At 69.0% G+C, this 14936-nt stretch carries 11 protein-coding genes and 1 pseudogene; 11 read left to right on the top strand and 1 reads right to left on the bottom strand.

Annotated elements, in window-relative coordinates:
• Positions 1-3: 3 nt before the first annotated feature.
• The 8 genes and pseudogenes from G6G98_RS08155 to G6G98_RS08120 all read left to right on the top strand — a co-directional run.
• Positions 4-867 (top strand): AraC family transcriptional regulator, encoded by an 864-nt coding sequence (locus tag G6G98_RS08155; protein WP_164232702.1) that lies wholly within the window; start codon positions 4-6, stop codon positions 865-867.
• Between the two features lie 194 nt (positions 868-1061).
• Positions 1062-2003, top strand: coding sequence for an ABC transporter permease (locus tag G6G98_RS08150; protein ID WP_067348673.1), 942 nt, complete (start codon positions 1062-1064; stop codon positions 2001-2003).
• A complete protein-coding gene (locus G6G98_RS08145) occupies positions 1990-3018 on the top strand; it encodes a carbohydrate ABC transporter permease (protein ID WP_084788171.1) in 1029 nt (342 codons plus the stop codon). The genes G6G98_RS08150 and G6G98_RS08145 overlap by 14 nt, the downstream gene beginning before the upstream one ends.
• 56 nt (positions 3019-3074) lie before the next feature.
• The gene (locus G6G98_RS08140) at positions 3075-4628 is read left to right on the top strand and encodes an ABC transporter substrate-binding protein (RefSeq protein WP_067348677.1); all 1554 of its coding nucleotides are present in this window, start codon (positions 3075-3077) and stop codon (positions 4626-4628) included.
• 61 nt (positions 4629-4689) lie between these two features.
• Entirely contained in the window at positions 4690-5349 is a 660-nt protein-coding gene (locus G6G98_RS08135; RefSeq protein WP_067348680.1) for a YesL family protein, read from the top strand.
• 5 nt (positions 5350-5354) lie between these two features.
• Positions 5355-7721 (top strand): glycoside hydrolase family 2 TIM barrel-domain containing protein, encoded by a 2367-nt coding sequence (locus G6G98_RS08130; RefSeq protein WP_164232704.1) that lies wholly within the window; start codon positions 5355-5357, stop codon positions 7719-7721.
• 92 nt (positions 7722-7813) lie between these two features.
• Positions 7814-9046, top strand: coding sequence for an ROK family transcriptional regulator (locus tag G6G98_RS08125; protein ID WP_164232706.1), 1233 nt, complete (start codon positions 7814-7816; stop codon positions 9044-9046).
• Between the two features lie 242 nt (positions 9047-9288).
• A pseudogene (locus G6G98_RS08120) lies at positions 9289-9501 on the top strand (GIY-YIG nuclease family protein); the annotation flags it as partial.
• A 335-nt stretch (positions 9502-9836) separates the two neighbouring features.
• Here the strand turns inward: G6G98_RS08120 and G6G98_RS08115 are convergent.
• Positions 9837-11261 carry a ricin-type beta-trefoil lectin domain protein gene (locus G6G98_RS08115; protein ID WP_164232708.1) on the bottom strand — a complete coding sequence of 475 codons (1425 nt, stop codon included), beginning with the start codon at positions 11259-11261 and terminating at the stop codon, positions 9837-9839.
• 183 nt (positions 11262-11444) lie between these two features.
• Here G6G98_RS08115 and G6G98_RS08110 point away from each other — a divergent pair, with 183 nt between their 5' ends.
• The 3 genes from G6G98_RS08110 to G6G98_RS08100 are packed head-to-tail and all read left to right on the top strand — an operon-like array spanning position 11445 to position 14895.
• Entirely contained in the window at positions 11445-12890 is a 1446-nt protein-coding gene (locus G6G98_RS08110) for an alpha-N-arabinofuranosidase (RefSeq protein ID WP_164232710.1), read from the top strand.
• Positions 12891-12913: 23 nt separating this feature from the next.
• On the top strand, positions 12914-13936 hold the full coding sequence (locus G6G98_RS08105; protein ID WP_164232712.1) for a LacI family DNA-binding transcriptional regulator: 1023 nt from the start codon (positions 12914-12916) through the stop codon (positions 13934-13936).
• Positions 13933-14895, top strand: a complete 963-nt coding sequence (locus G6G98_RS08100; protein WP_164232715.1) for a glycoside hydrolase family 43 protein — start codon at positions 13933-13935, stop codon at positions 14893-14895. Before G6G98_RS08105 ends, G6G98_RS08100 begins: the two co-directional genes overlap by 4 nt.
• Positions 14896-14936: the final 41 nt, after the last annotated feature.

Raw genomic sequence — 14936 nt, 5'->3', positions numbered from 1 at the left:
CGCATGATCGGCTCTCTCAACGCCCTGGTCGACCTCGTCGAGCAGCAGGCGGATCAGGACCTGGACGTCGCCGCGTTCGCGCGCCGGCACGGCACGACCGAGTACCACCTGCGCCGCATGTTCTCGGCGCTCGCGGGCATGCCGCTGTCGGAATACGTCCGCCGGCGGCGGATGACGCTCGCCGCGGCGGACCTCGTCGCCGGAGATCCGAACCTGCTCGACGTCGCCGTCCGCTACGGCTACGGGTCGATCGAGGCGTTCGGCCGCGCGTTCCGCGCCGTGCACGGCACGGGCCCGTCGGAGGTGCGCCGTCACGGCGGTCCGCTTCGCACACAACCCACGCTCCGGTTCCGCCTGAGCGTAGAAGGGAGCATCCCCATGCACGTCACCATCACCCGCCTGCCCGCACTCGCTCTCGCCGGTCACGCCGCGAGCGTGCCGCTCATCCACGAGGGCGTCAACCCGCACATCCAGGAGCACATCGCATCGATCCCTCCCGAGGAGCACGTCCGGCTCAAGGCGCTCGGCGACGCCGAGCCGGCCGGCATCCTGGCCGTCACGGCGGATGCCGAGCCCGACGCCCCCGAGGGCACCATGCTCACGTACCTGCACGGCGTCGCGCTGTCGTCCGGCACCCCGGTGCCGGACGACCTCGACAGCATCCCGCTGGTCGAGGGGGAGTGGGCGGTGTTCGCGGCCGAGGGTCCCTTCCCGCAGACCCTGCAGGATCTCTGGGCGGCGACGGCGACCGAGTGGTTCCCGTCGAACCCGTGGCGGCTGCGGCCCGGCCCCTCGATCGTGCGATACCTCTCGTTCACGGGCGACCACGCATCCTGCGAGCTCTGGCTGCCGGTCGAGCGCGGCTGACCGCGCGAGATCACGGCGAAGGGGAGGCGGGCGCAGAGCCCGCCTCCCCGTCATGGCCGCGCCCACGCGAGAACTGCCCCTTGTAACGCTAAACAATCTCGTTGTACAGTGATGAGCACTTTCATCGAGGGTTATTTTTATCCTTGGATTCAGTCTCGACGACGAGACCCTGTCATCCCGCAGAGAGGCGGACGATGCCGAAGCCGCAGACCACCCGACCGCGCGCGAGCGTGTGGCGGAGCCTGGTGCAGAGCAGGATGCTCCTGCTCATGTGCCTGCCCGCGATCGCGTTCTTCCTCGTGTTCAGCTACGCGCCGCTCCCCGGCATCTGGATCGCGTTCACGAACTTCAACTACAACGACGGCATCTTCGGCAGCCCGTTCGTCGGGCTCAAGAACTTCGAGTTCCTCCTGAAGTCCGGCCAGCTCTGGCTCCTCACGCGGAACACGATCCTCTACAACATCGCCTTCATCGTGCTGGGGAACATCCTGCAGATCGCCATCGCCGTGATGATGAACGAGATCCGGCTGAAGTACTTCAAGAAGATCAGCCAGGGCATCATGTTCCTGCCCTACTTCATCTCCGTCGTGCTCGTGGGCGTCATCGCGTTCAACCTGCTCAACTACGACACCGGCGCGCTCAACGCCCTCATCGAACAGACCGGCGGCGACCCGATCAAGATCTACAGCACCGCCGGAGCCTGGCCGCTGATCATCATCCTCGTGCACCTCTGGCAGAGCACCGGATACGGGTCGATCGTCTACTTCGCCGCCATCATGGGCATCGACAAGGGCCTGCTCGAGGCGGCATCCATCGACGGCGCGAACGCCTGGCAGCGCATCCGCCATGTCATCCTGCCCAGCCTCAAGCCGACGTTCATCATCCTGCTGCTGTTCTCGCTCGGCGGCATCATGCACGGCAACTTCGGCCTGTTCTGGAACCTCGTCGGCAACAACGCGGCGCTGTTCTCGACGACGGACATCATCGAGACCTCCGTGTACCGGATGGTCATGTCGCAGAACAACTTCACGACCTCCACCGCGGTCGGCCTCTATCAGTCGCTGTTCGGCTTCGCGATCGTGATGATCGCGAACTGGATCGTACGAAGGGTGAACAAGGAAAATGCCCTCTTCTGACCTCAAGCCGGCCGTGATCGGCGCTCCTGTGACCACCGGTTCCGCCGTCACCGGTCCCGTGACCACCGAGGCGATCGTCCTCGCCGGCCGCCGGCCGGGCCGGCGGGACCGCCGCCCCGCCGGCCGCCCGATCAGGCTCGAGCGCAGCGACTACGTGCTGCGCGGCATCTCCTACGTGACGATCTCGCTCTTCGCCCTGTTCTGCCTGCTGCCGTTCGTGCTCATCGTCTCGGCCTCGTTCTCCAGCGAATCCGAGATCATGAAGAGCGGCTTCGGCCTGCTGCCCAAGGGCTTCACGCTCACCGCCTACGAGTACATCTTCAAGGCGCCGGGGCAGATCATCGGCTCGTACGTCGTCACGATCATCATGACGGTCACCGGCACCGCGGTCGGCCTGCTCATCATCTCGATGACCGGCTATGCGCTCTACCGGCCGGACTTCCGCTTCCGCAACCAGATCTCCTTCTTCATCTACTTCACGACCCTGTTCTCCGCCGGGCTCGCGCCGACCTTCCTCTGGATCGGCCGCACCCTCGACCTCCGCGGCAACTACCTCGCCGTCTGGCTCCCGCTGCTGATGACGCCGTGGCTGATCATCCTCATGAAGAGCTTCATGCGCACGGTGCCGTTCGAGATCATCGAGTCGGGCAAGATCGACGGCGCCGGCGACTTCCGGATCTTCTGGCAGCTGACGCTCCCCATGATGAAGCCGGCCCTCGCGACCGTCGGGCTCTTCCTCGCGCTCGGCTACTGGAACGAGTGGTACCTCTCGTCGCTGTACCTCGGCAGCACCGTCGAGTTCAAGCCGCTGCAGTACCAGCTCTACAACGTGATCAACACCGCGAACGCGCTGCGCAACTCGGTCGCCGGCTCCAACGTGAGCATCACCGACCTGCCCAGCAACACGCTCAAGATGGCGAGCGCGGTCGTCGCGACCGGCCCCATCCTCCTGCTCTATCCGTTCATCCAGAAGTACTTCGTCAGCGGCATCACCGTCGGCGCCGTCAAGGGCTGAACCTCCGAAACCCCACCCACCAGAACCCTCACCAGAAAGAGCCGAAGGAGTCTCACATGAAGAGAAGGATCCTCACGTCCACGGCGGCACTCGTCGCCCTGGGACTGACCACCACGATGCTCGCCTCCTGCACGGGCAGCAGCGACGACGCCGAGGGCGGCGACCCCACCGAGATCACGATGCTCGTGCTCGGCGACAAGCCCACCAACGGCCACCTCGAGGCCATGCTCGACAAGCTCAACGAGCGCCTCGTCGAGAAGGCGAACGCCAAGCTCGACCTGTTCTACGTCGAGTGGGCCGACTGGCAGACGCAGTACAACCTGCAGCTGCTCTCCGGCGACGACAACGTCGATCTCATCACGACCGCCACCGACTGGCTCTACGCGTGGGAGAACGCCGAGAAGGGCGCTTTCCTCCCGCTCAGCGAGGACATGCTCAAGGAGAACGCTCCGAAGACGTGGGAGCAGGTGGATGCCGCCGGCGACTGGGATCTCACGAAGCTCGACGACGGGCAGATCTACTTCATCCCCGAGGACGACTACACCCAGTGGACCAACCACGGCTTCTTCTACCGCGGCGACTGGGCGGCCGCGGCCGGCTTCGAGAACGGCGAGATCACGAAGTTCGAGGACTTCACGACGTACTTCCAGTGGATCAAGGACAACAAGCCCGAGGCCTACCCGTGGGACGTCGCGGGAGCGAACGAGTACCCGCTGACCGGCTATCTGCAGGGCCACACCGACCTCCAGACGATCCAGCAGATCACGGCGGGCAACTACTTCCCGTTCCAGACTCCAGAGGGTGACGAGACCTCCGTCACGTCCTGGTACATGGAGGGCGACGAGCTGCTCGAGGCCGCCGAGCTCGCCAAGGAGTGGAACGACATCGGCGTCTGGCGCGAGGACGCGCTGAACTACGACGGCGACACCCGCGAGCTCTTCTATGCAGGCCTGTCCGGCACGGACCAGCACCACACGCAGACGTTCGTCGGATCGATCGTGAACAACATGGAGACCAAGCAGCCGGGCTCCGACCCGAAGCTGTTCTCGTTCGGATCGGAGAACGGCAACTACTTCCGCGACATCAAGACGCACGGCGCCATGGCCGTGAGCGCGAACTCGGCGCACCCGGAGAAGGCGCTGCAGGTGTACGACCTGCTCCGCAACGACGAGGAGGCCTACCGCCTCATCAACTTCGGCATCGAGGGCACCGACTACATCGTCACCGACGACGGGAAGCTCGGCTTCCCCGACGGCTACGACTCGTCGACCGACGGCCTCGGCGCCAACTTCTGGGCGGGGCGGATGGACGAGTTCGAGCTGCCGCGGACCACGGAGGCCCCGAACAAGCAGGAGATCTACGACGCCCTCGACGCCGAGGCGAAGGACTACCCGTACTCGACCCTCGTGCTCGACAAGACGCCCATCGAGTCGACCCTCGCCGCGATGAGCGGCGTGCTCTCGGAGTACATCCCGCAGCTGCAGTACGGCAAGTTCGACGACCCGGCCGCCGCCATCGCCGAGATGCGTCAGAAGCTGAAGGACGTCGGCTACGAGGATGCCAGGGCGAACGTCGAGGAGCAGATCAAGACCTGGGACGAGTCCCGCTGAGAACACCCGCCGGGTGGGCCGCGCCGCGGCCCACCCGGCACCGACCGGAGGAGGGGAGAGCATGGCTGCCGGCGTCTTCGCACAGGACTCGTCGCTGATGCGGTTCCTGACGCGCATCGCGGATCTGATGATCCTGAACCTGCTGTTCCTCGTCACGTCGGTCCCCGTCGTGACCATCGGCGCCGCGCTGACCGCGCTGAACTTCACCGCCATGCGGATCGCGACCGACACCGACGGGTCGATCGTCCGCGATTACCTCCGGTCCTTCCGCCGGAACCTTCGCCAGGCGAGCATCCTCTGGCTGCTCGTCGTCGTGGCGGGCGCCGGGCTCGCCGCCTGGTACGCGGTGGTGACGCAGTCGTCGCTGCCCTCCCTCGCGACGGTCGCGCTGCTGGCGATCTGGTATCTCCTCGCCTTCATGTCCGTCATGACGGCGCTCTACGTCTTCCCGTACCTCGCGAGGTTCGAGGGCGGCATCCGCGAGGTGCTGCGCAACGCGCGGCTCATGTCGATCCGGCATCCGCTCGCCCCGCTCGTCACGATCGCGCTCGGCGCCCTGTCCGCCGTCGTGACGATCCACTACCCGCAGGCCACCGCGTACGGCCTGCTCTGGCTGATGATCGGCTTCTCCGGCATCGCCTTCCTCGCAGGCTCCCTCTTCGCGCGCGTCTTCGAGAGGTACGCGCCGACCATCCCGACCGACGACCAGGAAGAGGCCTAGAACCCGTGCGCACCCAGTCCATCGACCAGTGGCTCTTCTCCCGGACCGACGACCCAGACGCCTGGGCGAAGGGCTACGCCGACGGCGCCTGGCGCCCGGTGACGGTGCCGCACGACTGGAGCGTCGAGGAGCCCTTCGAGCAGTCGGCCTCCAGCGGCACCGGCTACCTTCCGGGTGGGGTCGGCTGGTACCGCGCGCACGTGCCCGCGGCGCGCCTCGCACCGCCGGACGGCGGCCTGGTGCGTCTCGTGTTCCACGGCGTCTACAAGCGCGCCGATGTGTGGGTCAACGGGTACCACGTGGGCGGGCGGGCCTCCGGCCACGCCCGGTTCTCCTTCGACCTCACCGAGATCCTCTCCTACGCCACCGACGACGACCTCGTGATCAGCGTGCGCGTGGACCACACCGACATCTCCGACTCGCGCTGGTACAACGGCTCCGGCATCACCCGCCGCGTCGATCTCGAGGTGCATCCCGCCGTGCACGTCCGCGAGCATGGCACGGTGTTCACCACCGTCGAGGCGGATGCCGGCGCGGCGGTGGTCCGCATCGCGCAGCGGCTCGGAAGCGTCTCGGCCGAGCCGGTCGCGGTGCACGTCCGTCACACCCTCACGTCGCTCGCCACCGGCCGCGAGCACGTGGTGGAGCTCCCCGCGGTGGTCGGCGCCGAGACCTCGACCATCGCCGAGCTGCGGATCGCCGACCCGGAGCTCTGGTCGGACGCCGACCCGCGGCTGCACCGGCTCACGACGACGCTCCTCTGGGAGGGCGGCCGTGCCGAGTACAGCGAGACCGTCGGCATCCGCATCATCCGCTTCGATGCCGATCAGGGCTTCTCCGTCAACGGCGAGCCGCGCACGCTGAAGGGCGTGTGCCTGCACGAGGACGCCGGGACTCTCGGCACCGCGGTGCCACCCGAGGTGTGGCTGCGCCGCCTGCTGACCCTCAAGGAGATGGGTGCGAACGCGGTGCGGATGGCGCACAACCCGCACGCCCCTGAGCTGTACGCCCTGTGCGACGTCCTCGGGTTCTATGTGATCGACGAGGCCTTCGACGAGTGGGAGAACGCGAAGAACAAGTGGTGGCAGGGGCACAACGTCTACCCGCCACGGCATCAGGGGTACGCCGCGGACTTCGCCGACTGGCACGAGCGCGATCTGCGGGCCATGGTCGAAGCCGGGCGCAACCGCCCGTCGATCATCGCCTGGAGCATCGGCAACGAGATCGACTACCCGAACGATCCGTACGCGAGCCCGCTGTTCGCCGAGATGACCGGCAACAACGACGCGAACAAGCCGGCCCAGGAGCGGGTCTACGACCCGACCCGCCCCGACATCCGCCGCCTGACGACGATCGCACGCTCGCTCGCTCGCATCGTCCGGGAGAGCGACCCCACCCGCCCGGTGACGCTCGCCGCGGCCTTCCCGGAGCTCTCCAGCCGCACCGGGCTGCTCGATCAGGTCGACCTCATCGGCTACAACTACAAGGAGCACCTGTACGGGGAGGACCACGAGCGGTTCTCCGGCAAGCCGTTCGTCGGCAGCGAGAACTCGCACCGCCACGCGGACTGGCTCGCCGTCACCCGCAACGACTTCGTCGCCGGCCAGTTCCTCTGGACGGGCATCGACTACCTCGGCGAGGCGCACGGCTGGCCCATCCACGGGTCCGGCGCCGGGCTGATGACCCTCGCCGGCTTCCCGAAGGACACATGGCACCTGCGCCGCTCCTGGTGGAGCGACGAGCCGGTCGCCCACCTCGTCGTGCGCCCGCACGCCGAGGGCGAGACCTCGTTCTGGAGCCACCCGGTGTCGCGCATGCTCGACACCGCCCCGTCCGGGCCGACCGAGATCCTCTGCTTCGCGAACGGCGACGCCGTGCGGCTCACGGTCGGGGGCGACCCCGTCGAGACGGCCTGGGACGAGGAGATCGGATGCCGGCGCGCCGTCGTCCCCGTGATCGACGGGCCCCTCGTGCTGGAGGTGCTCCGCGACGGCGAGGTCATCGCGACCGACCGGCTCGCTCCCGCGGGGGAGCCGGTCCGACTGGATGCCGTCGTGTGGTCGGCACCAGCGGACGCCTCCTCACGATTCGCGGCCGCCGGACTGGCGGCATCCGGCGTCGTGCAGATCGAATGCACGCTGCGCGACGGCGAGGGCGGCATCGCCCGCGGCGACCTGCTCGTGGAGGCGAGCGTCGAGGGCGGCGAGCTGCTCGGCCTGGAGAACGGCGACCTCGCCGACGTCACGCCCTACGCCCTGCCGCGGCGGCGCACGCTCGACGCGCGGCTGATCGTGTTCGTCCGTGCGGCGGGGGAGGCATCCGTCCGGCTGCGCGCCGCGGGCCTCGAGGATGCCCTGGTGGCCATCGGGTGATGGGATACTGGCGACAGCCGGCGGGCACCGCGCCGGACAGGCGGCACGCGGCCGCGGGGAGCGGTGCGCGTCAACCGAGGGAGTGAGTGAACATGGCTGTGCCGAGGCGGACATCGCGCGACATCCGCAGTGATTCCCGTGTGGAGGTGCTGCACGCGGTCCTCTCGGCAGGGGAGACCACTCGCAACGGCGTCGCACAGTCCACCGGTCTGAGTCCGGCCACCGTCGCGACCGTCGTCGGCGAGCTCATCGACGAGGGCATCATCGCCGAGACGCGCGGCGCCGCCGGCGGCATCGGCCGGCCGACCGCACTCATCGGCATGAACGGGGAGCGCGGCCGCGTCGTCGGCATCGACGTCGCCGAGACCTACGTGCGGACCGTGCTCTTCGACACCGCGCTCAACCAGCTCGCCACCACGGTGTCCGAGCGCGACGAGCACATGCTCGATCCGGCCTCCGTCGTCGAGGAGATCGGCGGGGCGCTGGACCGGATGCTCGCTCAGGAGAGCGTCTCGCGCGACGCGGTCCTCGGCGTCGGCGTCGCCCTCCCCGCCCTCGTGCAGGAGCCCTCCGGCGTCTCGGTGCTGGTGCCGAACTGGACCTGGCACTCGGTCGAGCTGGAGCAGCTGCGCGCGCGGGTGGGGCTGCCGCTCGTCATCGAGAACCCGCTGAAGGCCATGGTCGCCGCCGAGCTCTGGCTCGGGCGAGGCCGCTCGGCCGCCAGCCTCGCCACCGTCAACCTCGGCACCGGCGTCGGCGCCGGCATCGTGCTCGAGGGTCGCATCCTCCGTGGGGCGACGAACTCGGCGGGGGAGTGGGGGCACTCGCTGCTCGTGCTCGACGGGCGCCGCTGCCGCTGCGGGCGCAACGGCTGCGTCGAGGCGTACATCGGCGCTCCCGGCATCCAGCAGACCCTGCGCGAGATCGCGCCGGAGCATCCGCTCGCCGACGTCGCGCTGCAGGCCGACTTCATCGCCGCGCTCGCCGAGGCGGCGAACGCCGAGCTGCACGACCCGGCCGTGACCGAGACGCTCGACCGCACCGCCTACTACCTGGGATCGGCGCTCGCCGATCTCGTCGCGATCGTCAACCCCGAGGTGGTCACCCTCACCGGCTGGACCACCTGGAGCCTCGGCTCGCACCTGCTCGAGCCGACCCGGAGGCATCTGCGGGAGCAGTCACCCGGGCACGCCGGCGGGGACGTCGAACTCGTCGTGTCGACGGTCTCGGCGAACCCGGTCGCCACGGGCGTCGCCCTCATCGCGCTGGAGCGGTTCCTCGTCGACGTGGGCCTGCTCACCACGCACATCCCGGTCGCCCTCTGACCCTCGCGCGCTGTTCGCCCCCTCGGCGCTGCTCCCTGACGGGAGCGGAGTCTCCTCTCCGCGGTCGTTGAGCGAGGGAGCGGAGCGACCGAGACGGAACGCCCCTTCCGTGCCGCGACTGACTCCGGTGTCGGATGCGGCTGGTTCCGTCCGCGTGCATGGGATGCGTCTAGATCCTCCGCTGCGCGGACGGCACGCTGTACGTCGGGAGCACGCGCCATCTCGCATAGCGTCTCGAGCAGCATGACGCCGGGATGGGCAGTGCGTACACGAAGCGCCGGCTGCCGGTCGAGCTCATCTGGAGCGAGGCGTTCGATCGCATAGATGAGGCGTTCGCCTGGGAGAAGCGAATCCAGGGCTGGAGTCACGCGAAGCGGATGGCCTTCATCGAAGGCGGGATGGATGCGGTCATCGGCTGGAGCGCGCGGACCCGCAAGACGGCATCCGCTCGTTGAGCGAGGGAGCGCCAGCGACCGAGACGAAACGCCCCTTCCGTGCCGCGACTGATGTCGTGTCCGTGAAGGGGCGTTTCGTCTCGCTTCGCTCGCTCAACGACCGGGTAGTGGTGTTCGCCTCCTCGGGTGTTTCGACCGGGTGGTGGTGGCCTCCTCGGTCGTTGAGCGAGGGAGCGCCAGCGACCGAGACGAAACGCCCCTTCGATGCCGCGACTGATGTCGTGTCCGTGAAGGGGCGTTTCGTCTCGCTTCGCTCGCTCAACGACCGGGCCGCTTGCTCAATGACCGGGCCGCTTGCTCAATGACCGGGCCGCTCGCTCAACGACCGGGGCGGGTCAGCCTCGGGTCCACTGCTGGGTCGCGGCGGCCGGGTCGCACGCGGCGAGCGACAGTCCCCAGGAATCGGCCGGGGTCGCCAGGCAGAGGGCGGAGTCGGCGCCGCTGCTGATGGTGAGGTCGGCGTTCAGCGTCCACTGCTGTGCGACGTCACCGGTGCAGTCCGCGATCGCCAGCGCGCTTCCTGCGACCGCACCGCCGACCGGCTCGACGCACATGTCGCCGTAGACCGAGAGCTCGCCGGCATCCGTCGCGTGGAACGACTGGTTCCCGCCGCCGTTGCACCACCACAGTCCCAGCTGCGTGCCCGGGGCGGTGGACCCGCCAGGGATGTCGATGCAGACGCCGTGCGCGACGCTCTTCAGCGGCTCGCCCGGAGGCGCCGGCGGCAGGTCGTTGAGCTGCTCCGTCTTCAGGAGGCCCCAGCCCCACTGCAGCTGTGCGAGGCCCGACTCGTTCGTCACCTCGAGCGTGCCCTCGGTGGTCTGCTCGGTGAGCGTGTACGAGTCGCCGGTGCGCAGGCCCGGCCAGTACACGACTCCCATCCCCTTGTCTCGGGTGACCTCGGTGAGCGCACCGAGGTAGGCCGTCGACACGTCGCCTTCGTGGTTGCCGTAGTTCAGGCCGGTGGTCATCGGGGAGCCGGCCTCGGAGACGAGCGTGCGCCAGCCGTACTCGCCGATGCGGGGGAGGAGGTTGGCCTTCCACTCCGCCTCGGTGGTGTGGCTCGCCCAGAAGCCGTAGAAGTGCAGCGAGAGCAGCGTGCCATCCAGCTCCTCGGCGGCGCCGACCCCGGTCACGTCGTCGTTGTACCCGGTGCCCGAGACGATCACGCGCTTGCGCGGCACGTCGTCGTGGTCGTCGAGCCAGCCGGAGGCCAGCGACACCCACTCGTCGAGGGAGTAGCCGAACGGCTCGTTCATCGGCTCGAAGTACACGCGCGGGTTCTTGCCGTACTCGGCGACGACCGTGTCCCACATGGCGTCGAAGGCTGCCGGATCGTCGGCGCGGCCGTCCTTCGCGTCATCCGCCTCCCAGTAGCTGAGGATGACCTTGAACCCGCCGTCGACGGAGGCGTCGATCGCCGCCTGATACGACTCCCACCAGCCGGTGCCCACGCTGGAGGGGTTGATCGGGAGCCGCACGGTGTTCGCGCGCACCTCGTGCTTGAAGCCGCTGATGATCGCGGCCGACTTGTCGTAGGTGGTCTCGTAGTCGTCGGCGACGCTGAGGCCGGAGGGGACGACCTCGTCGTCCGCGTAGTTGTCGCGGGGGTCTGCCCAGTTCACGCCGCGGAACTCGCTCGTGGTCGAGGGTCCTCCGCGACCGGTGCTCGCGGGGCTGTCGGCGGCGATCGCGGGGAGCGGGGCGAGGCCCGCCAGGAGGGCGGCGGCCGCGATGGCGGCTCCGAGCTGTCTCTTCATCGGGATCCGTTCGGTCGGGTGATGCGCGTCTCTGCGCGGTGCCGACGGGGGTATCGGCATGCGCCAGCGTCGCACGCGATCGTCAAGATATCAAGGGTTATTTCAAGGGTAAGAGAAAATGATCGAGGTCGAGAGGGTGAAATCCCTTGCGAGGGCGGCGTTCTTGTTTGTAACGTTAAAGACATGATCACCGCTGCTCATTCGGCATCCGCCCCTCTCCTCGACCGCCGCATCTACGGCCAGTTCGCCGAGCACCTGGGCCGGGGCATCTACGAGGGCCTCTGGGTCGGGGAGTCCTCCGGCATCCCCCACCGCAACGGCCTCCGCACCGACGCGATCCAGGCCCTGCGCGAGATCAAGGTGCCGGTGGTCCGCTGGCCGGGCGGATGCTTCGCCGACGAGTACCACTGGCTGCAGGGCGTGGGCCCCGAGCGCGGCGCGATGGTGAACACCCACTGGGGCGGCGTCGTCGACCCCAACGAGTTCGGCACCCACGAGTTCTTCGAGCTGCTGAACCAGCTCGATGCCGAGGCGTACATCAACGGCAACGTCGGCAGCGGCACCGTCGCCGAGATGCAGGACTGGATCGAGTACATGACGCTCGACAGCCGCACGCCGATGGCCGAGCTGCGCAAGCGCCACGGCCGCGAGCAGCCGTGGAAGGTGCAGTTCTTCGGCGTCGGCAACGAGAGCTGGGGATGCGGCGGCAACATGATGCCGCTGCACTACGCCAACCTGTACCGGCAGTATCAGACCTACGTGCGCGAGTACGGCGACAACCGGATCACCAAGGTCGCCTGCGGCGCGAACGCCGACGACTACGAGTGGACCGACGTGCTGATGGCCCGGGCGACCGACCACATGGACGCGCTGAGCCTGCACTACTACACGCTGCCCACCGGGAACTGGGACGTGAAGGGCGCCGCCCTCGACTTCGACGACGCCGCCTGGTACGAGACCATCCGGCGCACGCTTTTCATGGACACGCTGCTCACCCGGCACGGGCAGATCATGGACCGCTACGACCCGTCGAAGCGCGTCGGCCTTTACGTCGACGAGTGGGGCACCTGGTACGACGTCGAGCAGGGGACGAACCCCGGATTCCTGTACCAGCAGAACACGATGCGGGATGCCGTCGTCGCGGCCCTCAACTTCCACGTGTTCCACCGCCACGCCGCGCGCGTGCGGATGACGAACATCGCGCAGATGGTGAACGTCCTGCAGGCGATGCTGCTCACCGACGGGCCCCGCCTGATCAAGACGCCGACCTACTTCGCCTTCGCGCTGTACACCGACCACCACGACGCCACGCTGCTGCCCGTCACCGGCGCGCTGCCCCCGCACACCGACGTGACGGTCTCGCACAAGGACGGCGCGGTGACGGTGAGCGCGGTCAACTACGCCCTCGACCGCGAAGCCGTGATCGAGGTCGAGCTGCCGGGGGCGATCGGGGCGCTGCGGCGCGGCGAGATCCTCGCCGGCGCCTCGACGGCGCACAACACGTTCGAGGCGCCGGGCGCGGTCGGGCTCGTCCCGTTCGAGGAGGTCGCGGTCACCGGGTCGCGCCTCACGCTCACCCTCCCGCCGTGCAGTATCGTCACGGTGCGGGCCGACGTCGCGGAGGCGTAGCCGCACGGGAAGGGGTCGCGCCGATGGTGACCATGCAGGACGTCGCACGACAGGCGGGCGTCTCGGTGATGACCGTGTCGAACGTCATCAACGGACGTCCGCACGTGCGCGACGCGACCCGCGACCGGGTGCTCACGGCGATCGACGACCTCGGCTACGCGGTCAACGCCGCCGCGCGGAACCTCCGCCAGGGCCGCACCGGCGTGATCGGGCTCGCCATCCCCGACATCGACCGGCCTTATTTCGGCCTGCTGTCGGAGCTCATCATCGAACGGGCGGCTGCCGACGGCTACGAGGTCGTGATCGAGCACACCGGCGCCGACCGCGAGCGCGAGCTCGGCGCGCTGCGGCACTCGCGGCTGCGCAGCTACGACGGGCTCATCATCAGCGCCGTGAACCTCTCCGGGGCGGATGCCGCGCTCTTCCGCGGCGAGCTGCCTGTCGTCGTGCTCGGCGAGCGGTCGTACGACGAGAAGGTCGATCACGTCGTGATGCCGAACGAGGAGGGCGGGGCGATCGTCGCCCGGCATCTCCTGGCCGAGGGCGCGACCTCGCTCGCGATGATCGGCGGCCGGTACGACCCGGAACGTCCGGACTGGGCGGGCAATCTGCGCGCCGCCGGCTTCGTGGAGGCGGCGGCCGAGGCCGGAGTGACGGTCGACGAGCGGCTCATGATCGAGTGCGAGTACTCGATGCCGGGCGGACGGGAGGCGGTCGCGCGGCTGCTGGACACCGGCATCCGCTTCGACGGCCTGTTCTGCGCGACCGACGTGCTGGCGATCGGCGCGATCCGCGGACTGCGCGACCGCGGCATCCGGGTGCCGGACGACGTGCTCGTCGCGGGCTTCGATGACGTGCCCCTCGCGGAGTACACCATTCCCGCGGTGACCTCGCTCGCGCCCGACCACCGCGGCATGGTGGACGCCGCCCTGTCGATGCTGCTGTCGCGCATCGCGGGCGAGCGGTCCGCCGGCGACTACCGCGAGCACATCAGCGCCCCGCGTCTGGTCGCGCGGGAATCGACGAACGGAGCGGCACACTCGTGACCCGGGGCCTCGACGAGTTCTGGGCGCATGACCCGTACATCCTGCCGTTCGAGCCGGAGCAGACCTACTACCTCTACACCGCGGCCCGCGATGAGCCCGTCGTGCTCGCCTACCGGAGTACGGACCTCGAATCGTGGTCGGACGAGCCGATCGAGGTGTTCCGCGTGCCGACCGGGTCGTGGGCGTCGCCGGAGGAGGCGCCGTGGGCGCCCGAGGTGCACGAGCACCGCGGCCGGTTCTACCTGTTCACGACGCTGCACGACTCCGCGCGCCGACTCGACGTTCCCGGGGGCGCGCGGTTCCGCGGAGTCTCCGATGGCACCGGTCACGAGATCGTTCCGACGTCCCGCGGCACGGCGATCGCGGTGGCCGACCACCCCGCCGGGCCGTTCGCGCTGCTGCGCACCGACGGTCCCGTCGCCCCGGCGGACTTCATGACGCTCGACGGCACCCTCTTCGTGGACGACGACGGTCGCCCCTGGATGGTCTATGCGCACGAGTGGGTGCAGATCTTCGACGGCACGATCGAGGCCGTGCCGCTGACGGACGACCTCACGGCGGCATCCGGCGATCCGATCCTGCTGTTCCGCGGGTCGGAGGCGCGGCTGCTGTCGCAGCTGCCGCCGAGCGCGCGGACCCGGATGCCGTACGTCACCGACGGGCCGCAGCTGCGCCGGCTCTCGAGCGGGGACCTGCTCATGATCTGGGCCACGTACCAGCCGCTGCCGGACGGCGGATCGGACTACGTCGAGACGATGGCGGTCTCCCGCAGCGGACGCATCCAGGGCCCCTGGGAGCAGCTCGACGTGCTCGTCGACGGGAACGCCGGGCACGGGATGCTGTTCGAGACCTTCGACGGGCGCCTGATGCTCGTGCTGCACCGCGGCATGAACACGCCGCGGGTGCGCGCCGAGCTGCACGAGGTCGTCGAGGCCGGGGACCGGCTCGCGCTGGCCTGAGGTCGGAGGTCCGTGCGAGACTCGGCCGACGAAGGCAGGGG

Source organism: Microbacterium hydrocarbonoxydans (genome assembly GCF_011752045.1).
Classification (GTDB): Bacteria; Actinomycetota; Actinomycetes; order Actinomycetales; family Microbacteriaceae; genus Microbacterium.
The sequence above is the reverse complement of the archived record's forward strand: the minus strand, read 5'-3'. Positions and strand labels throughout refer to the sequence as shown.

Excerpts from the sequence above, each read along its gene's own strand:
- G6G98_RS08155 (WP_164232702.1), top strand. The coding sequence starts at position 4 with ATGATCGGCTCTCTCAACGCCCTGGTCGACCTCGTCGAGCAGCAGGCG.
- G6G98_RS08150 (WP_067348673.1), top strand. The coding sequence starts at position 1,062 with ATGCCGAAGCCGCAGACCACCCGACCGCGCGCGAGCGTGTGGCGGAGC.
- G6G98_RS08145 (WP_084788171.1), top strand. The coding sequence starts at position 1,990 with ATGCCCTCTTCTGACCTCAAGCCGGCCGTGATCGGCGCTCCTGTGACC.
- G6G98_RS08140 (WP_067348677.1), top strand. The coding sequence starts at position 3,075 with ATGAAGAGAAGGATCCTCACGTCCACGGCGGCACTCGTCGCCCTGGGA.
- G6G98_RS08135 (WP_067348680.1), top strand. The coding sequence starts at position 4,690 with ATGGCTGCCGGCGTCTTCGCACAGGACTCGTCGCTGATGCGGTTCCTG.
- G6G98_RS08125 (WP_164232706.1), top strand. The coding sequence starts at position 7,814 with ATGGCTGTGCCGAGGCGGACATCGCGCGACATCCGCAGTGATTCCCGT.
- G6G98_RS08115 (WP_164232708.1), bottom strand. The coding sequence starts at position 11,261 with ATGAAGAGACAGCTCGGAGCCGCCATCGCGGCCGCCGCCCTCCTGGCG.
- G6G98_RS08110 (WP_164232710.1), top strand. The coding sequence starts at position 11,445 with ATGATCACCGCTGCTCATTCGGCATCCGCCCCTCTCCTCGACCGCCGC.
- G6G98_RS08105 (WP_164232712.1), top strand. The coding sequence starts at position 12,914 with ATGGTGACCATGCAGGACGTCGCACGACAGGCGGGCGTCTCGGTGATG.